Genomic DNA, 24,822 nt, shown 5'->3' with positions numbered 1-24,822 from the left:
TCTCACCCGAACGGAGGGATCCGGGCCGTGTGGCCGGACGTTTTAGAGCTTGGTCCAGGCCTCGGTGAGCACCGAGCGCAGGATGCCCTCGATCTCGTCGAAGGTGCCCTGGTCCGCGATCAGCGGCGGGGCCAGCTGGATGACCGGGTCGCCGCGGTCGTCGGCCCGGCAGTACAGGCCGTTCTCGAAGAGCGCCTTGGAGAGGAAGCCGTAGAGCACGCGCTCCGTCTCCTCGTCCGTGAAGGACTCCTTGGTGCTCTTGTCCTTGACGAGCTCGATGCCGTAGAAGTAGCCGTTGCCGCGGACGTCGCCGACGATCGGCAGGTCGTGCAGCTTCTTCAGCGTCGAGAAGAAGGCGTCCTCGTTGTCCAGCACGTGCTGGTTGAGGCCTTCCTTGTCGAAGATGTCGAGGTTGGCCAGCGCGACCGCCGAGGAGACCGGGTGGCCGCCGAAGGTGTAGCCGTGCAGGAAGGTGTTGTCGCCCTTGTAGAACGGCTCCGCGAGGCGGTCCGAGATGATGCAGGCGCCGATCGGGGAGTAGCCGGAGGTCATGCCCTTGGCACAGGTGATCATGTCCGGGACGTAGTCGAACTTGTCGCAGGCGAACATGGTGCCGAGGCGGCCGAAGGCGCAGATCGTCTCGTCGGAGACGAGCAGCACGTCGTACTCGTCGCAGATCTCACGGACCCGCTGGAAGTACCCGGGCGGCGGCGGGAAGCAGCCGCCGGCGTTCTGCACCGGCTCCAGGAAGACGGCGGCGACGGTGTCGGCGCCCTCGAAGAGGATCTCCTGCTCGATCTGGTCGGCGCACCAGCGGCCGTAGGCCTCGGGGTCGTCGCCGTAGATCGGGGCGCGGTAGATGTTGGTGTTGACCACCTTGTGCGCGCCGGGGACCAGCGGCTCGAAGGGGGCCTTCAGGGCCGGCAGGCCCGTGATGGACAGGGCGCCCTGCGGGGTGCCGTGGTAGGCGACCGCACGCGAGATGACCTTGTACTTGGTGTGCTTGCCCTGCAGCTTGAAGTACTGCTTCGCGAGCTTCCACGCGGTCTCCACGGCCTCGCCGCCACCGGTGGTGAAGAAGACCTTGTTCAGGTCGCCCGGGGCGTAGTGCGCGAGGCGCTCGGCGAGCTCCACGGCCTTGGGGTGCGCGTACGACCAGATGGGGAAGAACGCGAGTTCCTGGGCCTGCTTGTAGGCGACCTCGGCCAGTTCCTTGCGGCCGTGACCGGCGTTGACCACGAACAGTCCGGCGAGACCGTCGAGGTAGCGCTTGCCCTTGTCGTCCCAGATGTACGTGCCCTCACCGCGGACGATGGTGGGGACGGGTGCGTTCTCGTAGGACGACATGCGGGTGAAGTGCATCCACAGGTGGTCGTACGCGGTCTTGGAGAGGTCCTGGCTCACGGTTATCGGGTTCCCCACATGTAGGTCTGCTTCTTCAGCTTCAGGTATACGAAGCTTTCGGTTGATCGCACGCCGGGGAGCGCGCGGATCTTCTTGTTGATCGTCTCGAGCAGGTGGTCGTCGTCCTCGCAGACGATCTCCACCATCAGGTCGAACGATCCCGCGGTCATCACCACGTATTCGCACTCGGCCATCGCCGCCAGGGCGTCGGCCACGGGGTCGAGGTCTCCCTCGACGTTGATCCCGACCATCGCCTGGCGCCGGAGCCCCACGGTGAGCGGGTCGGTGACGGCGACGATCTGCATGACGCCCTGGTCGAGCAGCTTCTGCACGCGCTGGCGCACAGCCGCCTCCGACAGGCCGACGGCCTTGCCGATCGCTGCGTAGGGACGGCGACCGTCCTCCTGCAGTTGCTCGATGATCGCCAGGGACACAGCATCGACCGAAGGGGACGGTTGTCTGTTCCTGGAATCTGCGCTTCGACTGACCACGACCTCACTGTGCACGAGGAGTCGTCTGTTCCGCAAGACGGAACCGATGAAATCCGTTGTTTGAGAGTGCGCATCTCACTGATTTCGTAGTTCGTGGCCTGCGGGCCTGTCGAAAGCATCCGCCCAGGCGTTAGGCTGGGGATTCGTCTCAATCGTTGGACATGTGATCAGGAGTGTGGCTGTAGTGACCACCGAACTGCGTCGTCTGCGCAACTACATCGGCGGGGAGTTCAAGGACGCCGCCGACGGGCGGACCACCGAGGTGGTCAACCCCGCCACCGGCGAGGCGTACGCCACCGCCCCGCTCTCGGGCCAGGCCGACGTCGACGCGGCCATGGCCGCCGCCGCGGCCGCCTTCCCGGGCTGGCGCGACACCACCCCCTCGGAGCGGCAGAAGGCGCTGCTGAAGATCGCGGACGCCTTCGAGGCGCGCGCGGACGAGCTCGTCGCCGCCGAGTCGGAGAACACCGGCAAGCCGCTGGGCCTCACGGCCAGCGAGGAGCTGCCGCCGATGGTGGACCAGATCCGCTTCTTCGCCGGCGCCGCCCGCCTGCTCGAAGGCCGCTCGGCCGGCGAGTACATGGAGGGGATGACCTCGATCATCCGCCGCGAGCCGGTCGGCGTCTGCGCCCAGGTCGCGCCGTGGAACTACCCGATGATGATGGCCGTGTGGAAGTTCGCTCCGGCCATCGCCGCGGGCAACACCGTGGTCCTCAAGCCCTCGGACACCACCCCGGCCTCCACCGTCCTGATGGCGGAGATCATCGACTCGGTGCTGCCCAAGGGCGTGTTCAACGTCGTCTGCGGCGACCGCGAGACCGGCCGGGCCATGGTCGAGCACCGCACCCCGGCGATGGCCTCCATCACCGGTTCCGTGCGCGCGGGCATGCAGGTCGCCGAGAGCGCCTCGAAGGACGTCAAGCGCGTCCACCTGGAGCTGGGCGGCAAGGCCCCCGCCGTGGTCTTCGCGGACGCCGACATCGCCAAGGCCGTGGAGGACATCGCGGTCGCGGGCTACTTCAACGCGGGCCAGGACTGTACCGCCGCCTGTCGCGTGCTCGTGCACGAGTCGATCCACGACGAGTTCGTGACCGCGCTGGCCAAGGCCGCCGCCGACACCAAGACCGGCCAGCCGGACGACGAGGACGTGCTGTACGGCGCGCTGAACAACCCGAACCAGCTGAAGCAGGTCGCGGGCTTCATCGAGCGCCTCCCCGCCCACGCCAAGGTCGAGGCGGGCGGCCACCAGGTCGGCGAGAAGGGCTACTTCTACGCCCCGACCGTGGTCTCCGGCCTCAAGCAGGACGACGAGATCATCCAGCACGAGGTCTTCGGCCCCGTCATCACCGTCCAGTCCTTCACCGACGAGGCGCAGGCCGTGGAGTACGCGAACGGCGTCGAGTTCGCGCTCGCCTCCTCCGTGTGGACCAAGGACCACGGCCGCGCGATGCGGATGTCCAAGAACCTCGACTTCGGCTGCGTGTGGATCAACACCCACATCCCGCTCGTCGCCGAGATGCCGCACGGCGGCTTCAAGAAGTCCGGCTACGGCAAGGACCTCTCCGCGTACGGCTTCGAGGACTACACGCGCATCAAGCACGTGATGACCTCGCTCGACGGCTGATCGGCCGCATCGGTCACAGCACAGCGTTGACGGGGCGGGCAGTAGACACCATGTCTATTGTCCGCCCCCTCGCGTTCCCCGAGGCTGTGCCCATGCCTGAACTCGCCTTCTCCCGCCGCGCGGCGCTGCGCGGCCTCGGTGCCACGGGTCTGCTGGCCGCCCTCGCCGGCTGCGGCGTGCCCGCCGCCTACGTCCCCCAGGGCCGGCGGGAGGGTCCCGACCGGTCCGAGCGGGACCAGAGCGTGACCTTCTCCAACTGGCCCCTCTACATCGACACCGACGAGGAGGACGAGACGCGCCGTCCGACCCTGGAGGCGTTCTCGGAGCAGTCGGGAATCGAGGTGCGGTACACCGAGGAGATCAACGACAACGACGAGTTCTTCGGCAAGATCAGTCCGGCCCTCATGAACCGCCAGGAGACCGGTCACGACCTGGTCGTGGTCAGCGACTGGATGGCCGCCCGCTTCGTCCACCTGGGATGGGCCCAGAAGATGGACCGCTCGGCCCAGCCCAACGTGGCCCGGCACCTCGACCCGCAGTTGCGTTCCCCCGCCTTCGACGACGGCCGGCTGCACACGGTCCCCTGGCAGTCGGGGATCACCGGTATCGCCTACAACCGCAAGGCCCTGGGCCGGGAGATCAAGTCCGTCCAGGACCTGTGGCAGCCCGACCTGGCGGGGAAGGTCACCCTCTTCTCCGGCCTCGACGAGTCCTTCGCCCTGCTGATGCAGGGCAACGGCGTGGACGTCACCGCCTGGACCGAGACCGACTTCCACCGGATGTGCGACCAGGTCGAGGCCATGGTGAAGAAGAGGCACATCCGCCGCTTCACCGGCAACGACTACACGTCCGACCTCAGCAAGGGCGACGTGCTCGCCTGTCAGGCCTATTCCGGCGACGCCATCCAGCTCCAGGCCGACAACCCCGACATCGAGTTCGTGGTCCCCGAGGAGGGGGCCGAGCTGTGGGCGGAGAGCCTGCTCGTCCCCAACCTGGCCCGGCACAAGGCCAACGCCGAGGCGCTGATCGACCACTACTACTCCCCGGAGGTGGCCGCGAAGCTGGCCGCCTCGGTGAACTACGTCTGCCCCGTCCCGGCCGCCCGCGAGGTCCTGGCCGCCTCGGAGGACGAGGAGACCGCCGCACTGGCCGAGAACCCGCTGATCTTCCCCGACGACGAGATGCGTGAGCGCCTCGTCGTGGCCCGGGACATCTCCTCCGCCGAGCGACGCTCCCTCGCCAAGCGCTGGAACGCGATCGTCGGGCTCTGAGCGGTCGGCGGTGCCGAGCTGAACATGTTCATTAATTTTGCTGAACGCGTTCAGAAACGTGGGTAGGCTTCCTTCCATGAGCGAGAGAAGCGCCCTTCAGCGGCGTATCCGTGCCTGGCTGTTGCTGTTCCTCGTGTGTCTCGTCCTCAGCGGACTCACCGCCTTCCCCCTCGTCAGTGAGCTCCGCCTCGGGAACTCCCTGGTGGACAATGTGTGGCTGCGACGGGTGGGTGACGGACTGGAGCGGGCCGACGCCGAGTACCCCTTCCTCCTCTACGGCACCGACTGGCTCGCCTTCGCCCACCTCGTCATCGCCGTCTTCTTCTACGGGGTCTACCGCGACCCCGTCCGCAACATCTGGATCGTCGAGGCCGGCATGATCGCCTGCGCCGGCGTCGTCCCGCTGGCCCTGATCTGCGGCCCGATCCGCGGCATCCCCTTCTGGTGGTCGCTCATCGACATCTCCTTCGGCGTCTTCGGGGTGATCCCCCTGCTGATCCTGCGCCGCGCGATCAAGCGGTTGGAGGCCGCGCCGGCACCTGATCCGGCGGCGCCCGAAGGGGCGGCCATGACGCGGGCGGCGGCCGCCTGACCGGCGCCGTCCGCGCGGGGGGCTATCCGGCGAAGGCCGCCATCACGATGCCGAGGGCCACCGGGTTCATATCCCGCCCCTTGGCATCGGTGGAGTTCACCGAGTACACCACGGTCCGGGACAGGTCCCGGGTCCCGCCGATCACGGTGTTGTAGCCGTAGCGACCACCCGTCTTGCCCCAGGCCACCGTGCCGCCGGGCAGCGCGAACCGCTTCAAACCGGCCGTCTGGTCGGCCGCGGCGCCGGTGACGAAGTCCGTCACCCCGGGCACCGTGAACATCTCCTCCAGCTGGGCGGCGGGTACGACCCGGCCGCCGAACAGCGCCAGGGTGAAGCGCTCCAGGTCCGCCGTGGTCGATATGAGGTCCCCGGCGGCCCACTCCCGGGAGGAGCCCCACTCGGTCACGTCGACCAGACGGGTGCCCCCGCCCGCTGTCGGCACCTCCTGGTAGCCGCGGTTGTGCGGGCCCGGTACGCGGATCTGCGTACGGGCGGGCAGCGAGGTGTCGCGCAGGCCGAGCGGCTCGAGAATCCGGCTGGTCACGGCCCGCTCGTACGAGGTCCCCGTCACCTTCTCGATCAGCACCCCCAGAACCGTGTAGTCGATGTTGAGGTAGTGCTGGCGCGTCCCCGGGTCGAACTCGGGCCCCTTGGCGACCGCGTCGGCGATCAGGGCGCGAGGGTCGTCGAGGTCGAACCGGTGCGCGTAGGCATCGGCGAAGGTGTCACCCGGGCCGTCGGCCGGGCGGATGCCGCTCGTGTAGTTCAGCAACTGCCGTACGGTGACCGGCTTGAAGGCCGACGACAGCATTCCCGGCAGGTACTCCTGCACCGGGCGGTCCAGATCCACCCGTCCCTCGGCGGCCAGTTGGAGCACGACCGCCGCGGTGAAGGTCTTGGTCACCGACCCGGCACGGAACCGGCCGTGTTCCAGGGCCTTGCGCCCGGTGCGGACGTCCGCGACCCCCGAACTGCCCCGCCAGCTCCCGCTCGTACCGCCCACACGGACCAGGGCGGCGGTGGCGTCCCCGTGCTCCGGGCCCAGGCCGGCGATCGCCCGCACCAGCGCCGCCGCGTCGGGCGGCGTCGCGATCGTCCGCCCGGGGCCGGCGGAGGACGCCGCGGCAGTCCCCGCCGGGGCCGGAGCGGCGTAGGCCGCGGCCGGGCCGGACGCGACGCCCAGGACCAGAGCGGCGGCGATCAGTGTGCGCGTACGGGCGTTCATGGTGGGCTCCCCTGTGAGATCCGCGGGGCCCTCTCGCCCCGACGACCCCCATGCTCCTGGTCACAGGGGTAGTCGCGGATCACCCCGCAGAGGGGTCTTCTCCGGTACGACTACTCACCGGCCAGAGGGAGCCGACACGCCGCCCCTCACTCCCCAGAGGGAGAGACCCCAGAGGGAGAGACCCCGGAGCGGCCCCCGGCCGCAGCCGCAGGCGTGGCCCCCGCCGCGATGAGACCCGTCTCGTACGCGCAGATCACCGCCTGGATCCGGTCCCGCAGCCCCAGCTTCGCCAGTACGTTCCCCACGTGCGACTTCACCGTGTGCTCGCTCACCACCAGCGCCACCGCGATCTCCGCGTTCGACAGCCCGCGCCCGAGGTGCAGCAGGGTCTCGCGCTCCCGCGCCGTCAGTACCTCCAGCGTCTCCAGCCGGTCCGGCGACGGCGCCGGACGTCCCGTCGCCGCCGTGTACTCCTCGATCAGCCGCCGCGCGACCGACGGCGCCAGCAGGGAGTCGCCGGCCGCCACCACCCGCACCGCGTGCACCAGGTCGTCCCGCCGCACGTCCTTCAGCAGGAAGCCGCTCGCCCCCGCGTGCAGCGCCTCGTACACGTACGCGTCCGAATCGAAGGTCGTCAGCATCACCGTCCGGCAGCCGCCGCCCGCAGCGATCGCCCGGCACGCCTCGATCCCGTCCAGCACCGGCATCCGGATGTCCAGCAGCGCCACGTCCGGGGCCAGCATCCGCACCGCGGCGACCGCCGCGGCGCCGTCCCCCACCTCCGCCACGACCTCGATGTCCGGCTGCGCGTCCAGGATCATCGCGAACCCGCTGCGCACCAGCTCCTGGTCGTCGGCCACCACCACACGGATCGTCAAGTTCCCACCTCCGGCAGCGACGTTACAAGGACCACCCGCACCACGAAGCCGCGGCCGCCCGGCCCCGGCCCGGCCTCCGCCGTCCCGCCGTGCGCCGCCGCCCGCTCCCGGATCCCGATCAGGCCGTGCCCGCCGCCCGGCCCCGGGCGGGGCCCGCGTCCGTCGTCCGCGACCGAGACCGTGAGCGTCCGCGCCCCGTACTCCAGCCGCACCTCCACCTCCGAGGCCGCGGCGTGCTTCACCACGTTCGTCAGCGCCTCCTGCACCACCCGGTGCACCGTCGCCTCCAGTGCGGCCGGCAGCCCGCGCACTGCGCCCGTCCGCTCGTACACGACCCGCGGCCCGCTGCCCCGCACCCGTTCCAACAGCGCTGGCAGCGCGGCGATCCCGGGCTGTGGCGCGCGGAGCGCCGCCTCGTCCGTGCGCAGCACCCCCAGCATCGTCCGCAGCTGGGCCATCGCGTCGCGCCCCGTCTCGGCGATCGCGTCGAAGGCCGCCTCGGCCCGCGCCGGCGCTCCGCGCACCGCCACCGGCCCGGCCTCCGCCTGCACGATCATGATGCTGACCGCGTGCGAGAGGATGTCGTGCATCTCCCGTGCGATCCGGACCCGTTCACGGGCCGCCGCCTGCTCCGCCTCGATCCGGTTCGTCCGCTCCAGCTGCTCCGCCCGGTCCTCCACCGCCGCCGTGTACGCCTGCCGGGTGTACTGCAGCCGTCCCAGCGCGTACGCCGCGCCGCCGATGAACAGCGTGAAGAGCAGTTCCCGCGCCGATCCGGTGTTCCAGCGCACCGCCGGGAACGAGGCGGCCACGAGCACCGCGCCGACCACCGCCCGGGTCCGCGGCGGGCACAGCACGGCCACCGTGTAGAAGGCGATCAGCGGCCCGTACGGCAGGGGCTGGCCCGGGCCGTCCATCGCCAGGCTGTAGAAGAACCCGGCGCCGACGATGGCCGCCAGCACCGCCACCGGGGCGCGCCGCCGCCAGATCAGCGGCAGCGCGCCGGCCAGGGTCACCGCGTACGCGGGCCAGCTCTTCGGAGACCCGCCGGGCTGCTCGGGCAGGACGAAGGGCATGGTGGAGGCAAGCTGCACGAGCAGGGTGAGGCCGAGGTCCCGCCACCGGGGACCCGCGTGCCGCAGGCGCTCGGCGAGCCGGGGTATCACCGACCGAACTCGGCGCGCACGTCCGCCAGCGCGTCCACCCGGTTCGTGGTGACCGAGTCCACCCCGGCGGCGACGAGGGAGCGCATCGTCCGCTTCGTGTCCGCCGTCCAGGCCGACACCAGCAGCCCGTCCCGGTGCAGCGCGTCGCACAGCTCCCGGCTCACCAGCCCGAACCGGTAGTTGAGCCAGCGCGGACGCACCGCGTCCGTCAGCACCCGGCGCGGCGGAGACAGCGTGGTCCAGGTCAGCGCGATCTCCGCGCCCGGGTCGGCGGCGCGCACCGCCAGCATGCTGCCCGGCCCCGCGCAGTAGTACGTCCGGTCCCGCGCCCCGCACGCGCGGACCAGGTCCACGACCGTCCGTACCGCCTCGGTGGAGGCGCCGGGCAGGTCGATCATGACCCGGCCCGCGCCCGCCGCCATCAGGGCCTCGCGCAGGGTGGGGACCGCGCCCCCGGCGAGCTCCCGGAGCTGTGGGGCCGTGACCGCGTCGAGCCGCACGTCATGGCCCCACAGCCGCCGGAGCGTCTCGTCGTGGAGCAGGACCGGCACCCCGTCGCGGGTCAACCGTACGTCGATCTCGACCGCGTCCGCCCCGCGGGCGAAGGCGGAGCGGATCGACGGAAGGGTGTTCTCACGGACACGGTAGGGATCGCCGCGGTGGCCGACGGCAGTCAGGGTGCGCATGGCCCCATTCTCAGGGGGACTTCAGCGCGCGAGCCAGCCGTCGGTGTACGTGTCGATCTCCGCGGCGAGCTTCGCCTTGCCGGCCGGGTCCAGGAACGAGGCCTCGACGGCGTTCTTCGCGAGCTGCGCGAGACCGCGCTCGTCGAGGTCGAGGAGGCGGGCGGCCACCGCGTACTCGTTGTTGAGGTCGGAGCCGAACATCGGCGGGTCGTCGCTGTTGATGGTGACGAGCACGCCCGCCGCGACCATCTCCTTGACCGGGTGGAGGTCCAGGTCGGTCACCGCGCGGGTGGCGATGTTCGACGTCGGGCAGACCTCCAGTGCGATCCGGTGCTCGGCGAGGTAGGCGAGGAGCTCGGGGTCCTGGGCGGCGCTGGTGCCGTGGCCGATGCGCTCGGCGCCCAGCTCGCGGATGGCGTCCCAGACGGTCTCCGGGCCGGTGGTCTCGCCGGCGTGCGGGACGCTGTGCAGGCCGGCGGCGCGCGCCCGGTCGAAGTACGGCTTGAACTGCGGGCGCGGGACGCCGATCTCGGGGCCTCCGAGGCCGAAGGAGACCAGGCCCTCGGGGCGCAGGTCGACGGCGAGCCGGGTGGTCTCGGCGGCGGCCTCCAGGCCGGCCTCGCCGGGGATGTCGAAGCACCAGCGCAGGATGACGCCGAGCTCGGTCTCGGCCGCCCTGCGGGCGTCCTCGATGGCCTCCATGAAGGCCTTCTCGTCGATGCCGCGTCGCGTGGAGGAGTACGGGGTGATGGTCAGCTCGGCGTAGCGGATGTTCTGCCGGGCCATGTCACGGGCGACCTCGAAGGTCAGGGTCCGGACGTCGTCGGGGGTGCGGACCAGGTCGACGACCGACAGGTACACCTCGATGAAGTGCCCGAAGTCGGTGAACGTGAAGTAGTCGGCGAGGGCCTCGGGGTCGGTGGGGACCTTCGAGTCGGGGTGCCGGGACGCGAGCTCCGCCACGATGCGCGGGGACGCCGAGCCGACGTGGTGGACGTGGAGTTCCGCCTTGGGCAGCCCCGCGATGAAGGGGTGCAGGTCGGTCATGAGGGTGCCTCCGGTGGGACGCGGGTGCGGGCAGTTCGGCGTTCATCGTAGGCAGCCCGGTGACTGTCGGTGGCAGCGCCTAGCATGGCTGTACGAGAGGGGGGTGCCGAATGACCGGGAACAGCCAGGAGCCGACGGACCCGTGGGCGCCGCCCGAGCGGCCGGCGGTGGAACCGGGCACGACGCAGGGCCCGCCCGCGGGACCGGCCAGTAGCGCGGGCGCGCCGGGAGTGTCGCCGCCGTCCGTGCACGACCACCCGACGCTCGCAGGGATGCCGGGCCACGCACCGCCCACCGCCGACACCGTGACATCCGGGCCGGAGGGGTCCGGCCGGCCCGCCTCCGGACAGCCCGCGTACGGGCCGGGGTATCCCGCCCGGCCCGGCGAGGGGGCGTACGGGTACGGCTACCCCGCCGCCCCGGGTTACGGGTACCCGGGGGACGCGGGGTACCCCGGTCCCGCGTTCCACTCCGGGCCGGCCGGATACCCGCCGTACGGGCAGCGGCACAGCAACGGCTTCGGCATCGCCGCGCTGGTCCTCGGCATCGCCGCCGTCGCCCTCGGGCTGTTCGGGTGCTTCCTGGCCTTCGTGGGCCTGCCGCTCGGCATCGCCGCCGTGGTCTTCGGCGTCCTGGGCCGCGGCAAGGCCACCCGGGGCGAGGCGGACAACGGCGGGATGGCGCTGGCCGGCATCATCACGGGCGCGGTCGGCATCGTGGTGGCGATCCTGGTCTCGCTGCTGTTCTTCGGGGTCCTCGCCGGGATACCCGACGGCGACCCCGACGGCCCGTACGCGGACTTCCCGGTCTCCGAGAAGGTCTGACCGGCGGGACGGGGCGCCCCCGCGGGGCCGCCCTCCGCCGTCGGACCGTCCCGGAGGCGGGCGTGGGACGAGCCTCGGGCGAGCCGCCGCCTCAGGCGAGCCGCCGCCTCAGGCGAGCCAGGGCCAGTCGGCGTCCCGGCCGCCCTCGATCAGGGACACCATGCGGAAGGCCGCGTCGGTGAGACCGCCGAAGGCGTACCGGTGGGCCGAACCGGAGGGCGCGTGGCCCACCCGGTAACCGGCCAGGTTCCACGTGTACACCGGGACGTCGGCCGGCACTTCGGCCGACGGGTCGCCGCCGTACCGGTAGGAGGCGGCCTGCTCGTCGGTGACGATCAGGACCCGGTCGTGTCCCCGGTAGTGCTTCTTCACGGCCTGTGCCGTGTTGGTGCCGCCCAGGTCGCCGAACCGTTCCAGCACCTTCAGCACGGACTCGCCGCGGTCGTACGCGACGACCTGGCTGGACGTGCCGAACTGCACCAGGTCCGCGTCCGAGGCCCGCAGCGCCAGCGCCGCCCCGAACACGGCCGCCGCGTCGGCCCGGTTGAGCCGGGAGCGCTCCGACAGCGGGGACCACATCGACCCCGAGCGGTCGACGAGGACCAGCGTCCGGCCGGGCAGCGCCGGGACGTTGGCCAGCGAGTGGCCGAGCGCCCGCTCCAGCGGGTACGCCCAGCGCAGCGAGGGGGCGTGCTGGTAGGCGGCCAGGTAGCGGAAGGGGAACTGCCGGGAGCGGGCGACGGCCTCCGGCGCGCAGACCCGCTCCGCGACCCCGGCGGCCACCGCGTCCGAGACTCCGGCCTGGTCGAAGTTCCGGAGGTTGCGCAGCAGGGCCATCGGGCCCATGGACGGAATGACCGCCTCCCAGGCGGCCGCGTCCATCGGCCCCTGCAGCCAGCCGGCCAGGGCCTCCCACGTGATGCCCGCCGCGGCGAGCCGCTCCGCGCCGTCGGGACCGGTGACCACGGCGCGCCGCTCCGCTACCGGCAGCTCCATCAGCTCCCGGTGCGCGACGAGCGTGCGGCTGCCGTCGGGCACCCGCGCGGTCTCCGGGTGGTGGCGCCGGTCGAGGGCGTGCCGGAACAGCTCGCCCTGCCACGGCTTGGCCGGGTCGGGCGAGGCGTGCACCACGTTCAGGACGTCGCCGAAGCGGTAGCCCCGGGAAGCGGTGTCGTACTTCAGGAGGGAGGTGGCCGAATAGAGCCGGCGGACGGCGTCGGCGATGCCGCGCTTGACGGGCTTGGGCACGTTCCTGCCGTACGTCGACGTCCAGTAGGCGAGCAGCTCGCCGGGCTCGTCCGCGCGCCGCAGGACGGAGTCGACGACCCGGCGGTTCGACGGCCCGCCGGTGGCGCCCGCGTCGAGCCGCGCCCGGACGTACTCGGCGGCGCCGACGAGCGAGGCGGTCCGCATGTTCGCGTCACAGCGGAGCCAGCCCAGCAGGCCCGCCGTCCACTCGGGGTCCTCGACCGCGAGCCGGCGCACGAGCGCGGCGAAGCGGTCGTCGCGCTCCTCGCCGCCCTCGTAGAAGGTCTTCTGCGCGACGAAGTTGGCGACCGCGAGCAGGAACAGCTCGGAGCGCGGATCCCGCTCGTGGCCGCGGGCTCCCTCGTGGGTGCGGACGCGGCGGCCGGTCGAGCGGACGGGCGAGGTGGGTGCGACGGCCGCGGCGGAAGCCGCCTTGGACGGGCGCAGGTTGAAACGAGCCATGTGAATCCCCCCGAATCCAGCAGAGAAGTACCGGGGGAGGCGCGACGCGGGGATGCCCGAGATCCGAAGTCGGAGACGGCGTTGTCGATTGCTCTGCCGGCTGAGCTACCGGCCGGAGCCGGGCGGGACTCGAACCCGCGACCGATCGATCCGAAGGAGCCGTCGCCTGCGCACCGGGCATCCCCCGCGCGGCCTCCCGAGATCAAAGCGGCGGCGGCCTGGTTTCTTGGAAGGAAGGAGCCGTCGCCCGCGCACCGGGAGGTGCGTGAGACAGGTGTCCAGAGATCGAGTGCGGCGAAACCACGTGGTGCTCTACCGACTGAGCTACACCGGCCCGAAGCCGGTGACGGGACTCGAACCCGCGGCCGCCCCATTAACAGTGGAAGGAGGTCTCGCCCGCGCACCTGGACGAGCACCACGGTAGGCGCCGGACCGGGACGTCCGCCAGGCAATTAACGCGGCCCGGGGACCGGGGCCGGGCGCCCCGTAGGCGTAGCGCACGGACACGGCGCGCACGCTCGTCTCCTCAGCGGCGACCCGGTGGCGGCCGCTCACGCGGGGCTCCGCCGCAGCCGCTCCCGCGCCTCCATCAGCGCGAACCCCAGCAGGTTCAGCCCGCGCCAGCGGGCCGGGTCCAGGGCGCGCGCGTCGTCGGCCGCGAGCCCGATGCCCCAGATCCGGTCCATCGGGCTCGCCTCGACCAGCACGCGGTTCCCGGTGGACAGGAGGTACGAGCGCAGCGCCGGATCGGCGCCGAACTTGTGGACGCTGCCCTCCACCACGAGGGCGAACCGCTCCCGCTCCCATATCGCGTTGTCGAAGCCCCGCACGAGCCGGCCGGCCTTCTTCGCCTCGGCCGGGGTCTTCGCACCGAGGGCTGCGGCCTCGGCCTCCGGGTCCTCGAACAGCCGGGCCTTCCCGGCCATCATCCAGTGCTCCGCCGTGGCGTACCGGACGTCACCCACAGTGAACTCGGAGGGCCACCACTGGCTCAGGCAGCTGGGGCCGAGCGTCCCGTCCGGGCGCGGACGGTGGCCCCAGAACGGCAGGAACTTCACCCGTTCACCACTGCTGACCTGCTTGATCAGTTCCTCGATCATCTCCATGCACGCGAGTCTGACAGTCGCCACGGACACTTCGTACGTGATTTCGGGCGTGCCTCGACACATGGTCGACCGATTCCGTCGCGTAATCAAAAGGCAACAACGGAATCACTTGGCCGAGGGCACCACCTCTGTCAGGATCGGCACTCAATTCGAGCTGTAGCTCGAACTGTAGCTACGGAGAGCGTGAGAGCGTGATGGGCAACCGCTTCCAGGTCAAGGACCGCTTCGCGGACGGCGCGCAGTACATCGACGGGCAGCTCAGGCCCGGCACCTCGGGCAGGTCACACACCGTGGTCGACCCGGCCACCGGGCACGAGGTCCTCACCTACGAACTCGCGAGCACGGCGGACGTCGACGCGGCCGTCGCCGCCGCCAAGAGGGCCTTCCCGGCCTGGTCCGGCGCCACCCCCGGTGAGCGCTCGGACGCGCTGCACCGGCTGGCCGCCGTACTCGCCGAGCAGGCGGAGGACTTCGCGTACGCCGAGTCCCTGCAGTGCGGCAAGCCGATCAAGCTGTCGACCGAGTTCGACGTCCCGGGAACCATCGACAACACCGCCTTCTTCGCGGGGGCCGCGCGCCACCTCCAGGGTCAGGCGGCCGCCGAGTACTCCGGCGACCACACCTCCTACGTACGCCGCGAGGCCATCGGGGTGGTCGGCTCCATCGCGCCTTGGAACTATCCGCTCCAGATGGCCGCCTGGAAGATCCTCCCGGCCATCGCCGCGGGCAACACCATCGTCCTCAAGCCCGCCGAGCTGACCCCGCTCACCTCGCTGATGTTCGCGCAGGCCGCCAAGGACGCGGGCCTGCCCGACGGAGTGGTCAACATCGTCACCGGCGCCGGGCGCGAGGCCGGCGAGCACCTGGTCGGCCACCCGGACGTGGTCATGACCTCCTTCACCGGTTCCACCGCCGTGGGCAAGCGGGTCGCGGAGATCGCCACCGCCACCGTCAAGCGGCTCCACCTGGAGCTCGGCGGCAAGGCGCCCTTCCTCGTCTTCGACGACGCCGACGTGGAGGCCGCCGCGCACGGTGCGGTCGCCGCCTCCCTGATCAACACCGGCCAGGACTGCACGGCCGCCACCCGCGCCTACGTCCAGCGCCCCCTGCACGACGCCTTCGTCACCCGTGTCGCCGAGCTGATGGAGAGCGTCCGTCTCGGCGACCCCTTCGCGGCCACCACCGACCTCGGCCCGCTCGTCTCGCACGCCCAGCGCGACCGCGTCGCCGGCTTCGTCGAGCGGGCCCGGTCCTACGCCACCGTCGTCACCGGCGGCGAGGTTCCGGGCGGCGAGCTCGCCGAAGGCGCCTACTACCGGCCCACCCTCATCTCCGGCGCGGCCCAGGACAGCGAGGTCGTCCAGTCCGAGATCTTCGGACCGGTGCTCGTCGTCCTGCCCTTCGACACCGACGACGAGGGCATCGCGCTGGCCAACGACACCCCGTACGGGCTCGCCGCCTCCGCCTGGAGCCGCGACGTGTACCGGGCGAACCGCGCCACCCGCGAGATCAAGGCGGGCTGCGTCTGGGTCAACGACCACATTCCGATCATCAGCGAGATGCCCCACGGCGGCTACAAGGCGAGCGGCTTCGGAAAGGACATGAGCGCCTACTCCTTCGAGGAGTACACGCAGGTCAAGCACGTGATGTACGACAACACCGCGGTCGCCGCGAAGGACTGGCACCGCACGATCTTCGGGGACCGATAGAAGCCAGCCGCCGGACCAGCGGCGACCTACCCATCCCGAAAGGGCAACGCGCATGGAGCAGTTCGAGCCCGACCGCCTCTCGGCGGCGCAACTCGCCGCGATGCGGCGCAGCCTTGACAGCGGCCGCGGGGCCCTCACCCGCCGCTCGCTGCTGCGCGCGTCCGGAGTCGGAGCGCTCACCCTCGGGGGCCTGTCCGCCCTCGCGGGCTGCGGCATCCCGCCCGCCAAGCGGGAGGGCGCCGCGGCGGCGGCCTCCGACGACCGCTCGGACCGGGAGAAGGAGATCATCTTCTCCAACTGGACCGAGTACATGGACACCAGCGAGGACGAGAAGTCCCGTCCCACCCTGGAGGAGTTCACCAAGCGGACCGGGATCGAGGTCAAGTACACCGAGGACATCAACGACAACGTCGAGTTCTTCGGGAAGATCCGCCCGCAGCTCGCGGCCGGCCAGGACACCGGCCGCGATCTGATCGTCGTCACCGACTGGCTCGCGGCCCGCATCATCCGCCTCGGCTGGGCGCAGAAGCTGGACGCCTCCCGCCTCCCGAACGCCTTCGCCCATCTCTCCCCGCAGTTCCGCAGCCCCGACTGGGACCCGGGGCGCGCGTACAGCTACCCCTGGACCGGCATCTCCACCGTCATCGCCTACAACTCCAAGGCCACCGGCGGCAGGACGGTCGACTCCGTCACCCAGCTCCTCGACGACCCCACCCTCAAGGGCCGGGTCGGCTTCCTCACCGAGATGCGCGACAGCGTCGGCATGACCCTGCTCGACCAGGGCAAGGACCCGTCGAACTTCACCACCGCCGATTTCGACGGGGCCGTCGGCCGGCTCCAGAAGGGCGTGGACAAGAACCAGATCCGCCGCTTCACGGGCAACGACTACACGGCCGACCTCGACAAGGGCGACCTCGCCGCCTGCCTCGCCTGGGCGGGCGACGTCATCCAGCTCCAGGCCGGAAACCCGGACATCAAGTACGCGATCCCGGCCGCCGGCTACATCACCTCCAGCGACAACCTGCTGGTTCCCGCGAAGGCCGGCCACAAGGCCAACGCGGAGAAGCTCATCGACTACTACTACGAGCTCCCGGTCGCCGCGCAGCTGGCCGCGTACATCAGCTACGTCTGTCCGGTCGAGGGCGTCAGGGACGAGCTGGCCAAGATCGACCCCGAGCTCGCGGAGAACACCCTGATCGTCCCGGACAAGGCCATGACCGCCAAGTCCCACGCCTTCCGCTCCCTCACCAGCGAGGAAGAGACGGCGTACGAAGAGAAGTTCGCCAAGCTCATCGGCGCGTGACGCCCAGCGCCCGCGCCGGGCGCACCCGCGCCCGGCGCCGACGGCGAGCCCCGGAGGACCGGGGCGCCGCCCACCGGACGAGCCCGGTGGGCGGCGCATCCCGGCCGGCTCCGCCGAGCCCCCGACATCTTCCGCACCCAACCCCGGGATCCACCCATGACTGACAAGACCGCGGGCGGCGACGTCCGCCTCGCCGGGATCAGCAAGCACTACGGCACCTTCACCGCCGTGCACCCGCTGGACCTCACCATCCCCCAGGGCTCTTTCTTCGCCCTGCTCGGCGCCTCGGGCTGCGGGAAGACCACCACCCTGCGCATGATCGCCGGCCTGGAGGAGCCCTCCACCGGAACGGTCCACCTCGGCGACCGCGAGGTCACCGACCTGCCGCCGTACAAGCGCCCGGTCAACACGGTCTTCCAGAGCTACGCCCTCTTCCCGCACCTGAACATCTACGAGAACGTCGCGTTCGGGCTGCGCCGCCGTGGCATCAAGTCGGTCAAGAAGCAGGTCGACGACATGCTGGAGCTGGTCCAACTCGGCCAGTTCGCCCAGCGCAAGCCGCACCAGCTCTCCGGCGGCCAGCAGCAGCGCGTCGCCGTGGCCCGCGCCCTGATCAACCACCCCCAGGTGCTCCTCCTCGACGAGCCGCTGGGCGCCCTCGACCTCAAGCTGCGCCGCCAGATGCAGCTGGAGCTCAAGCGCATCCAGACCGAGGTGGGCATCACCTTCGTGCACGTCACGCACGACCAGGAGGAGGCCATGACCATGGCCGACACGGTCGCCGTGATGAACGGCGGCCGCGTCGAGCAGCTGGGCGCCCCCGCCGAGCTGTACGAGAACCCCGGCACCACCTTCGTCGCGAACTTCCTCGGCACCTCCAACCTCATCGAGGCCTCGGTGGAATCCGCCGGCTCCGAGGTCGTGGTCCGCGCCCCGGGCGCGACGCTCCGGCTGCCCGCGGCCCGATGTTCGACCACGCCCTCCGCCGGCGGCAAGCTGCTCGTCGGGGTGCGGCCGGAGAAGATCACCCTGGTCCACGCCGACGAGGAGCACACCATCGCGGCCGGCCGCAACAAGGTCCCCGGCCGCATAGCCGCCTCCTCCTTCATCGGCGTCTCCACCCAGTACGTCATCGACAGCCGCGTCTGCCCCGGGCTGGAGGTGTACGCGCAGAACGTCGAGCGGGACGCCCGCCTCGTCCCGGGCGCCGAGGTGATCCTGCACTGGAACCCGGAGCACACCTTCGGACTCGACGCCGCCCAGGCCATCGACGCGGGCATCGAGACGGTGGAGGAGGGCGCGTGACCGCCACCGCGGCGCCGCCCCAGGCGCCCGCCGAAGCCGAGCCCCCGGTGCACCGGGCCTCGCTGCGCAAGCGCCTGATCCCGTACTGGCTGCTGCTCCCCGGCATCCTGTGGCTGCTCGTGTTCTTCGTGCTGCCGATGGTCTACCAGGCCTCCACCTCAGTGCAGACCGGCTCCCTCGAAGAGGGCTTCCAGGTCACCTGGCACTTCCAGACCTACTGGGACGCCTTCACCGAGTACTACCCCCAGTTCCTGCGCTCCCTGCTCTACGCGGGCACCGCCACCGTGCTGTGCCTGATGCTCGGGTACCCGCTGGCCTACCTGATCGCCTTCAAGGCGGGCCGCTGGCGCAACCTGCTGCTGGTGCTGGTCATCGCCCCGTTCTTCACCAGCTTCCTGATCCGCACCCTGGCCTGGAAGACGATCCTCGCCGACGGCGGCCCGGTGGTCGGCGTCCTCAACGACATCGGCTTCCTCGACGTCACCAGCTGGCTCGGCATGACCCAGGGCGACCGGGTGCTGGCCACGCCGCTCGCGGTGGTCTGCGGTCTGACGTACAACTTCCTGCCGTTCATGATCCTGCCGCTGTACTCCTCGCTGGAGCGCATCGACACCCGGCTCCACGAGGCGGCCGGCGACCTGTACGCCCGTCCCGCCACGGTCTTCCGGAAGGTGACCTTCCCGCTCTCCATGCCGGGCGTGGTCTCCGGAACCCTGCTGACCTTCATCCCGGCGAGCGGCGACTACGTCAACGCCGAGCTCCTCGGCTCCACGGACACCCGGATGATCGGCAACGTCATCCAGTCGCAGTACCTGCGGATCCTCGACTACCCGACGGCGGCCGCGCTGTCCTTCATCCTCATGGCCATCGTGCTGATCATGGTCACCATCTACATCCGCCGAGCGGGGACGGAGGACCTGGTCTGATGCGCACTCCCATCACGTGGCTCCGGCGCAATCTGGTCGTCATCGCGGGCCTCGCCACGCTCGCCTACATGATCCTGCCGAACGTCGTCGTCACCGTCTTCTCCTTCAACAACCCCACCGGACGGTTCAACTACGCCTGGCAGGAGTTCTCCCTCGACGCCTGGAAGGACCCCTGCGGGGTCGCCGACCTGTGCGGCTCGCTCTCGCTGTCCCTCCAGATCGCCCTGTGGGCCACCCTGGCCGCCACCGCGCTCGGCACCGCCATAGCCTTCGCGATGGTCCGCTACCGGTTCCGGGGGCGCGGCGCGGTGAACTCGCTGATCTTCCTGCCCATGGCCATGCCCGAGATCGTGATGGCCGCCTCGCTGCTCGCGCTCTTCCTCAACATGGGCATCCAGCTGGGCTTCTGGACGATCCTCATCGCCCACATCATGTTCTGCCTCAGCTTCGTCGTCGCCGCCGTCAAGGCACGCGTCCTGTCGATGGACCCCCGGCTGGAGGAAGCCGCCCGCGACCTCTACGCGGGGCCGGTGCAGACCTTCGTACGGGTCACCCTGCCGATCGCCGCGCCCGGCATCGCGGCGGGAGCGCTGCTCTCCTTCGCGCTCTCGTTCGACGACTTCATCATCACCAACTTCAACTCGGGCAACACCGTCACCTTCCCCATGTTCGTGTGGGGATCGGCCCAGCGCGGTACGCCTGTCCAGATCAACGTCATCGGCACGGCGATGTTCGTCATCGCGGTGCTGGTGGTCCTCGCCGGCCAGATGGTCGGCAACCGCCGCAAGAAGGCACAGCCCAAGTAAGTCACCCGTAGGGAGTTGGAAGACATGGCCCCAGACGCCATGCGCACCGCTGCACGATCCCTTTCCGAAGCACGGCCGGTCTCGTACTGGCTGGACGACCCCGGCAAGCCCGCCCCCCGGCCCGCCCTCACCGGCGACGAGCACTGCGATCTGCTCGTCGTCGGCGGCGGCTACAGCGGCCTGTGGACCGCGCTCCTCGCCAAGGAGCGCGACCCCGCCCGGGACGTCGTCCTGATCGAGGGCAACGAGGTGGGCTGGGCCGCCTCGGGCCGCAACGGCGGCTTCTGCGCCGCCTCCCTCACCCACGGACTGGCCAACGGCCTGGCCCGCTGGCCCGCCGAGCTGGCGAAGCTGGAGGAGCTGGGCGCCCGCAACCTCGACGCGATCGAGGCGGCCGTCGCCCGTTACGGCATCGACTGCGACTTCGAGCGCAGCGGCGAGATCGACGTGGCCACCGAGCCGCACCAGGTCGAGGAACTGCGCGAGCTGCACGGGGAGGCGGAGCGTCTCGGCCTCGCCGGGAACTCCGTGTGGCTGGATCGTGATGCCCTGCGCGCCGAGGTCGACTCGCCGACCTTCCTCGGCGGCGTCTGGGACCGTGACGGCGTCGCCATGCTGAACCCGGCGAAGCTGGCCTGGGGCCTCAAGCAGGCCTGCCTCGATCTCGGGGTGCGGATCCACGAGCACACCCGCGGCCTGGACCTGGCTGCGTCCGGGGCCGGGATGGCCGTGCGCACCCCGTACGGGCGGGTCTTCGCGCGCCGGGTCGCGCTGGGCACCAACATCTTCCCCTCGCTGGTCAAGCGCATCCGGCCGCTCACCGTCCCGGTGTACGACTACGCCCTGATGACCGAGCCGCTGACCGAGGCCCAGCTCGACTCGGTCGGCTGGAAGAACCGCCAGGGGCTGGGGGACAGCGCCAACCAGTTCCACTACTTCCGGATCACCCCCGAGCGCCGCATCCTGTGGGGCGGCTACGACGCGATCTACCCCTACGGCGGCCGGCTCGACGCGGAACGCGACCACCGCCCGGAGACCTACCTCACGCTCGCGGAGCACTTCTTCACCTGCTTCCCCCAGCTTGAGGGGGTCACATTCAGCCATGCGTGGGGCGGGGCGATCGACACCTGCTCGCGCTTCTCCGCCTTCTTCGGCACCGCGCACGCGGGGAAGGTCGCGTACGCCGCCGGATTCACCGGGCTCGGCGTCGGGGCCACCCGCTTCGGCGCCGACGTGATGCTCGACCTGCTGGCGGGGGAGCGGACCGAGCGCACGGAGCTGGAAATGGTCCGTTCCAAGCCGATGCCGTTCCCGCCCGAGCCCTTCGCGTGGACCGGCATCAGCCTCACGAAGTGGTCCCTGGCCCGCGCCGACGGCAACGGCGGCCACCGGAACCTGTGGCTCAAGGCGCTGGACCGGGTCGGCCTCGGATTCGACAGCTGATCCGCTGATCCGCCGACCGGCCGGTCACCCGATCCGTTGATCCGCTGATCGCGGCGTGCGCGCCCCGGCGCGTCCCGCCCCGCACGGCCGCCCGCCGTGTGACCCGTTTCACCACCACGGGGTGACGAAACCCGCGTCATACCCGCGCCCGGCCCCGCTCTCTCCCGGTGAGAACCCTTCACCGGACGGAACGGAGGCCGGGCGATGACGATCCCGGGAGCCAAGACGGCAGTGGAATGGCTGGTATCGGCGGCGCCGGATCCCGAGGCCTGCCGGTGGGAGTGGGAGCGCGACCCCCTCGGGGCGGCCCTCCTGCCGGCCGGCCGGCGCTGGGACGTGCTGATCGTGCCCGCGGAGCTCGGGCGGTCCACCCTCGACGTACTCGGACTCCTGGTGGAGCGGCCCGGCCCGGTGCTCGCCGACTTCGGCGCCGCGCGGCGGAGCGGTACGCCGATGCCGCGGCTGGGCTTTTTCGTGCCTCCGGGTACCGCGTCCCGCTGGATCGGCACCGGCGTACGGGGCGCCGGCCGCGGGACCTGGATCGTGGTCCCGTACCCGGGCCGGGCTGCGGGCCGGGTGCACTGGCTGGTGCTCCCGGACGGGCGGGGGACCCTCACCGACCCGGCCGTGCTGGAGCTGGCGATGCACGAGGCCGCCGCGACCGTCGCGCACGGCGCCGGAACGGGCGCGGTGGGGGCGGGCGGCGCGGGGGCGGCGGGAGCCGCCGGGCCGGCCGCGGCGGGGCCCGTCAGGTCCGCCGGGACAGGCTTCGCCGGGTCCGGGAGGCCCGACCGGGCGGCCGCCTCGGCCGTCGCCCGGGCCGCCGCCGAGGAGAAGGCCGGGCCCAAAAGGTGACGGGGGCATTGACAAGGGCATTGGTCTGGACCATCTTGGGCGCCGCTGACCCCCTCCATCCCCCCATGCCCCGGAGGCAGTTGTGCGCAGAACCACGTCCATCTTTACGGCCGCCGCCCTGGCGGTGGCCGGCTTCCTCGCCGCGGGCCCGCCGGCCGCGGCGGCGGACGCCGACCTCGTCCGCAACGGCGGCTTCGAGTCCGGCCTCGACGGCTGGAGCTGCTCCGGCGGCAGCGGAACCGCCGTCACCACCCCCGTGCACGGAGGGAGTTCCGCCCTCAAGGCCACTCCGGCGGGCCAGGACCACGCCCGCTGCGCCCAGACCGTCACCGTCAAGCCGGACTCCACGTACACGCTCGGCGCCTGGGTGCAGGGCGCGTACGTCTACCTCGGCGCGACCGGGACCGGTACCACCGACGTGTCCACCTGGACCCAGAGCGCGGGGGCGTGGAAGCAGCTGGCGACGACCTTCCGCACCGGCCCGTCGACGACCTCCGTGACGGTCTACACCCACGGCTGGTACGGCCAGCCGGCCCACCTCACCGACGACGTCACGGTGGTCGGCCCCGACCCCGGCGGCCCCGGCCCCGAAGAGCCCCGCCCCCCGGCCGCCCCCACCGGCCTCACGGCGTCCGCGACCTCCTCCGACGCCGTGTCCCTCTCCTGGGCGGCGGCCGCCGGAGCCACCTCGTACAAGGTGTACCGGGACGGCGCCGCCCCCCTGACCGTCACCGCCGCCTCGGCCGTGGTGACCGGCCTCGCCGCGTCCACCACCTACACCTTCCGGATCGGCGCCGTGAACGCGGCGGGCGAGTCCGCGAAGAGCGCCCCCGTCTCGGCGACCACGACGGGCGGCGGCGGCAACCCGGGCAACCCCGGGCTGCCCGCGCACGCCCTGGTCGGCTATCTGCACTCCAGCTTCGCCAACGGCTCCGGCTACGTCCGCATGGCCGACGTCCCCGCCTCCTGGGACGTCATCAACCTCGCCTTCGGCGAGCCGACGTCCGTGACCTCCGGGGACATCCGCTTCCAGCTCTGCCCGGTCGCCGAATGCCCGAACGTCGAGTCGCCGGCCGAGTTCAAGGCGGCCATCAAGGCCAAGCAGGCCGCCGGCAAGAAGGTCCTGATCTCCATCGGCGGCCAGAACGGCCAGGTCCAGCTCGCCACCACCGCCGCCCGCGACGCCTTCGTCACCTCCGTCGGCAAGATCATCGACGAGTACGGGCTGAACGGCCTCGACATCGACTTCGAGGGCCACTCCCTCTCCCTGGCGACGGGGGACAGCGACTTCCGCGCCCCGACCACCCCCGTCATCGTCAACCTGATCTCCGCCGTCAAGACCCTCAAGGCCCGGTACGGCCCGGACTTCGTCCTGACCATGGCGCCCGAGACCTTCTTCGTCCAGCTCGGCTACCAGTACTACGGCTCCGGCCCCTGGGGCGGACAGGACCCGCGCGCCGGCGCCTACCTCCCGGTCATCCACGCCCTGCGCGACGACCTGACCCTGCTCCACGTCCAGGACTACAACTCCGGCTCGATCATGGGCCTCGACAACCAGTACCACTCCATGGGCGGCGCGGACTTCCACATCGCCATGACCGACATGCTCCTCACCGGCTTCCCGGTCGCGGGCAACACCGCCCGCGTCTTCCCCGCGCTGCGCCCGGAGCAGGTGGCCATCGGCCTCCCCGCGACGACGAACGCGGGCAACGGCCACACCTCGCCCGCCGAGGTGAACAAGGCGCTGGACTGCCTGACGCGGAAAGTGAACTGCGGCGGCTACCAGACCCACGGCACCTGGCCCGCCCTGCGCGGCCTGATGACCTGGTCGATCAACTGGGACCGCTTCGGCGGCTGGGAGTTCAGCCGGAACTTCGACGCGTACTTCGGCGGCTAGGGCGTCTCCGCCGCAGGGCGTGCCTCCGGTACGGACCGTGCGGGGACGCGGCCGACCGCGTTCCCGCCCGCACCGGGAGCCGCCCTGACGCAGCGGCGGGCCGTGTCGACGAAGCCGTCGATCAGCTCCCGGGTCACGTCCCGGCGGGCGTCGAGGTCGGCGCGGTCCCGCGCCCGGTTGACCGCGCCGACGGCGGCGAAGGCCTCGACGGCGGCGGTCGTCAGTTCGGGCTCGTCGGCGATCAGCTGGAGCTGGAACAGGGCGTGCTGCGCACCGGAACGCAGCTCGAACGACCGCTTGCGCAGGGCGGCCTCGTCCTCGGCGTCGCGGCCCTCGTGCACGCAGAACCAGTGGTGCAGCGAAGCCTGGCGGAAGTCGACGAGCAGCCCCGCGTACGTGCCGTAGGCGTCGAGCCGCTCCCGGCGCAGCTGCGCGTCGAGGGCGGTGCGCTCCGTGCGCCGCGCGGACCGCTGCTGGAAGACGTGCGTCACCGTGGAGCCCAGCAGGGTGCCGAGGACCGCGATGACGCTCGTGAGTATGGCGTTCACGGGGCC

22 protein-coding genes are annotated in these 24,822 nt (G+C 71.4%); 12 read left to right on the top strand and 10 right to left on the bottom strand.

The features are described from left to right. Positions 1-42 precede the first annotated feature (42 nt). Entirely contained in the window at positions 43-1,422 is a 1,380-nt protein-coding gene (locus tag ACFWW8_RS12240; RefSeq protein ID WP_267717557.1) for an aspartate aminotransferase family protein, read from the bottom strand. Next, positions 1,407-1,910, bottom strand: coding sequence for an Lrp/AsnC family transcriptional regulator (locus tag ACFWW8_RS12235; RefSeq protein WP_267717555.1), 504 nt, complete (start codon positions 1,908-1,910; stop codon positions 1,407-1,409). The genes ACFWW8_RS12240 and ACFWW8_RS12235 overlap by 16 nt, the downstream gene beginning before the upstream one ends. Positions 1,911-2,079: 169 nt before the next feature. Here ACFWW8_RS12235 and ACFWW8_RS12230 point away from each other — a divergent pair, with 169 nt between their 5' ends. From ACFWW8_RS12230 to ACFWW8_RS12220, 3 genes are all read left to right on the top strand, one after another. Then, positions 2,080-3,519, top strand: a complete 1,440-nt coding sequence (locus ACFWW8_RS12230) for a gamma-aminobutyraldehyde dehydrogenase (protein ID WP_386527131.1) — start codon at positions 2,080-2,082, stop codon at positions 3,517-3,519. 92 nt (positions 3,520-3,611) lie between these two features. Next, a complete protein-coding gene (locus ACFWW8_RS12225; RefSeq protein ID WP_386527129.1) occupies positions 3,612-4,790 on the top strand; it encodes a PotD/PotF family extracellular solute-binding protein in 1,179 nt (392 codons plus the stop codon). Between the two features lie 76 nt (positions 4,791-4,866). Next, entirely contained in the window at positions 4,867-5,382 is a 516-nt protein-coding gene (locus ACFWW8_RS12220) for a hypothetical protein (protein WP_386527127.1), read from the top strand. Positions 5,383-5,404: 22 nt separating this feature from the next. Here the strand turns inward: ACFWW8_RS12220 and ACFWW8_RS12215 are convergent, their stop codons facing one another. The 5 genes from ACFWW8_RS12215 to ACFWW8_RS12195 all read right to left on the bottom strand — a co-directional run bounded on the left by ACFWW8_RS12215 (position 5,405) and on the right by ACFWW8_RS12195 (position 10,384). Continuing rightward, positions 5,405-6,607: a serine hydrolase domain-containing protein gene (locus ACFWW8_RS12215; RefSeq protein WP_386527124.1), complete on the bottom strand. Its 1,203-nt coding sequence runs from the start codon at positions 6,605-6,607 to the stop codon at positions 5,405-5,407. 146 nt (positions 6,608-6,753) lie between these two features. Continuing rightward, entirely contained in the window at positions 6,754-7,485 is a 732-nt protein-coding gene (locus ACFWW8_RS12210; protein ID WP_386527122.1) for a response regulator, read from the bottom strand. Continuing rightward, positions 7,482-8,561, bottom strand: a complete 1,080-nt coding sequence (locus tag ACFWW8_RS12205; RefSeq protein WP_386527561.1) for a sensor histidine kinase — start codon at positions 8,559-8,561, stop codon at positions 7,482-7,484. The genes ACFWW8_RS12210 and ACFWW8_RS12205 overlap by 4 nt, the downstream gene beginning before the upstream one ends. An 86-nt stretch (positions 8,562-8,647) precedes the next feature. Beyond that, positions 8,648-9,337 (bottom strand): glycerophosphodiester phosphodiesterase, encoded by a 690-nt coding sequence (locus tag ACFWW8_RS12200; RefSeq protein ID WP_386527120.1) that lies wholly within the window; start codon positions 9,335-9,337, stop codon positions 8,648-8,650. Between the two features lie 21 nt (positions 9,338-9,358). Beyond that, a complete protein-coding gene (locus ACFWW8_RS12195) occupies positions 9,359-10,384 on the bottom strand; it encodes an adenosine deaminase (RefSeq protein WP_386527117.1) in 1,026 nt (341 codons plus the stop codon). Positions 10,385-10,494: 110 nt separating this feature from the next. Here ACFWW8_RS12195 and ACFWW8_RS12190 point away from each other — a divergent pair, with 110 nt between their 5' ends. Then, on the top strand, positions 10,495-11,208 hold the full coding sequence (locus tag ACFWW8_RS12190; RefSeq protein WP_386527114.1) for a DUF4190 domain-containing protein: 714 nt from the start codon (positions 10,495-10,497) through the stop codon (positions 11,206-11,208). Between the two features lie 108 nt (positions 11,209-11,316). Here ACFWW8_RS12190 and ACFWW8_RS12185 read toward each other — a convergent pair whose 3' ends face one another. Continuing rightward, positions 11,317-12,918 (bottom strand): TROVE domain-containing protein, encoded by a 1,602-nt coding sequence (locus ACFWW8_RS12185; RefSeq protein ID WP_386527111.1) that lies wholly within the window; start codon positions 12,916-12,918, stop codon positions 11,317-11,319. 551 nt (positions 12,919-13,469) lie between these two features. Beyond that, complete coding sequence (locus ACFWW8_RS12180) at positions 13,470-14,024, bottom strand: NADAR family protein (protein ID WP_386527109.1); 555 nt, start codon at positions 14,022-14,024, stop codon at positions 13,470-13,472. A gap of 194 nt (positions 14,025-14,218) precedes the next feature. On the opposite strand from ACFWW8_RS12180, the gene ACFWW8_RS12175 reads away from it, so the two are divergent. From ACFWW8_RS12175 to ACFWW8_RS12140, 8 genes are all read left to right on the top strand, one after another. Then, on the top strand, positions 14,219-15,733 hold the full coding sequence (locus tag ACFWW8_RS12175; protein ID WP_386527558.1) for a gamma-aminobutyraldehyde dehydrogenase: 1,515 nt from the start codon (positions 14,219-14,221) through the stop codon (positions 15,731-15,733). Between the two features lie 52 nt (positions 15,734-15,785). Next, the gene (locus ACFWW8_RS12170) at positions 15,786-17,036 is read left to right on the top strand and encodes a spermidine/putrescine ABC transporter substrate-binding protein (RefSeq protein WP_386527107.1); all 1,251 of its coding nucleotides are present in this window, start codon (positions 15,786-15,788) and stop codon (positions 17,034-17,036) included. Positions 17,037-17,192: 156 nt separating this feature from the next. Continuing rightward, positions 17,193-18,341: an ABC transporter ATP-binding protein gene (locus ACFWW8_RS12165; protein WP_386527105.1), complete on the top strand. Its 1,149-nt coding sequence runs from the start codon at positions 17,193-17,195 to the stop codon at positions 18,339-18,341. After that, positions 18,338-19,267, top strand: a complete 930-nt coding sequence (locus tag ACFWW8_RS12160) for an ABC transporter permease (protein ID WP_386527103.1) — start codon at positions 18,338-18,340, stop codon at positions 19,265-19,267. Before ACFWW8_RS12165 ends, ACFWW8_RS12160 begins: the two co-directional genes overlap by 4 nt. Further along, a complete protein-coding gene (locus ACFWW8_RS12155) occupies positions 19,267-20,073 on the top strand; it encodes an ABC transporter permease (RefSeq protein ID WP_267717541.1) in 807 nt (268 codons plus the stop codon). The genes ACFWW8_RS12160 and ACFWW8_RS12155 overlap by 1 nt, the downstream gene beginning before the upstream one ends. Before the next feature lie 24 nt (positions 20,074-20,097). Continuing rightward, on the top strand, positions 20,098-21,516 hold the full coding sequence (locus tag ACFWW8_RS12150) for an NAD(P)/FAD-dependent oxidoreductase (RefSeq protein WP_386527100.1): 1,419 nt from the start codon (positions 20,098-20,100) through the stop codon (positions 21,514-21,516). Positions 21,517-21,720: 204 nt separating this feature from the next. Then, the gene (locus ACFWW8_RS12145; RefSeq protein ID WP_386527097.1) at positions 21,721-22,371 is read left to right on the top strand and encodes a hypothetical protein; all 651 of its coding nucleotides are present in this window, start codon (positions 21,721-21,723) and stop codon (positions 22,369-22,371) included. A gap of 100 nt (positions 22,372-22,471) precedes the next feature. Further along, positions 22,472-24,268 (top strand): chitinase, encoded by a 1,797-nt coding sequence (locus ACFWW8_RS12140; protein ID WP_386527556.1) that lies wholly within the window; start codon positions 22,472-22,474, stop codon positions 24,266-24,268. Here the strand turns inward: ACFWW8_RS12140 and ACFWW8_RS12135 are convergent. Beyond that, positions 24,265-24,816, bottom strand: a complete 552-nt coding sequence (locus ACFWW8_RS12135; RefSeq protein WP_386527095.1) for a hypothetical protein — start codon at positions 24,814-24,816, stop codon at positions 24,265-24,267. The genes ACFWW8_RS12140 and ACFWW8_RS12135 overlap by 4 nt on opposite strands. Positions 24,817-24,822 lie beyond the last annotated feature (6 nt).

The organism is Streptomyces sp. NPDC058701 (assembly GCF_042715295.1).
Taxonomy (GTDB): Bacteria; Actinomycetota; Actinomycetes; order Streptomycetales; family Streptomycetaceae; genus Streptomyces.
The sequence above is the reverse complement of the archived record's forward strand: the minus strand, read 5'-3'. Positions and strand labels throughout refer to the sequence as shown.

Excerpts from the sequence above, each read along its gene's own strand:
- ACFWW8_RS12225 (WP_386527129.1), top strand. The coding sequence starts at position 3,612 with ATGCCTGAACTCGCCTTCTCCCGCCGCGCGGCGCTGCGCGGCCTCGGT.
- ACFWW8_RS12220 (WP_386527127.1), top strand. The coding sequence starts at position 4,867 with ATGAGCGAGAGAAGCGCCCTTCAGCGGCGTATCCGTGCCTGGCTGTTG.
- ACFWW8_RS12215 (WP_386527124.1), bottom strand. The coding sequence starts at position 6,607 with ATGAACGCCCGTACGCGCACACTGATCGCCGCCGCTCTGGTCCTGGGC.
- ACFWW8_RS12205 (WP_386527561.1), bottom strand. The coding sequence starts at position 8,561 with ATGCCCTTCGTCCTGCCCGAGCAGCCCGGCGGGTCTCCGAAGAGCTGG.
- ACFWW8_RS12200 (WP_386527120.1), bottom strand. The coding sequence starts at position 9,337 with ATGCGCACCCTGACTGCCGTCGGCCACCGCGGCGATCCCTACCGTGTC.
- ACFWW8_RS12195 (WP_386527117.1), bottom strand. The coding sequence starts at position 10,384 with ATGACCGACCTGCACCCCTTCATCGCGGGGCTGCCCAAGGCGGAACTC.
- ACFWW8_RS12190 (WP_386527114.1), top strand. The coding sequence starts at position 10,495 with ATGACCGGGAACAGCCAGGAGCCGACGGACCCGTGGGCGCCGCCCGAG.
- ACFWW8_RS12185 (WP_386527111.1), bottom strand. The coding sequence starts at position 12,918 with ATGGCTCGTTTCAACCTGCGCCCGTCCAAGGCGGCTTCCGCCGCGGCC.
- ACFWW8_RS12180 (WP_386527109.1), bottom strand. The coding sequence starts at position 14,024 with ATGGAGATGATCGAGGAACTGATCAAGCAGGTCAGCAGTGGTGAACGG.
- ACFWW8_RS12175 (WP_386527558.1), top strand. The coding sequence starts at position 14,219 with ATGGGCAACCGCTTCCAGGTCAAGGACCGCTTCGCGGACGGCGCGCAG.
- ACFWW8_RS12170 (WP_386527107.1), top strand. The coding sequence starts at position 15,786 with ATGGAGCAGTTCGAGCCCGACCGCCTCTCGGCGGCGCAACTCGCCGCG.
- ACFWW8_RS12165 (WP_386527105.1), top strand. The coding sequence starts at position 17,193 with ATGACTGACAAGACCGCGGGCGGCGACGTCCGCCTCGCCGGGATCAGC.
- ACFWW8_RS12155 (WP_267717541.1), top strand. The coding sequence starts at position 19,267 with ATGCGCACTCCCATCACGTGGCTCCGGCGCAATCTGGTCGTCATCGCG.
- ACFWW8_RS12150 (WP_386527100.1), top strand. The coding sequence starts at position 20,098 with ATGGCCCCAGACGCCATGCGCACCGCTGCACGATCCCTTTCCGAAGCA.
- ACFWW8_RS12145 (WP_386527097.1), top strand. The coding sequence starts at position 21,721 with ATGACGATCCCGGGAGCCAAGACGGCAGTGGAATGGCTGGTATCGGCG.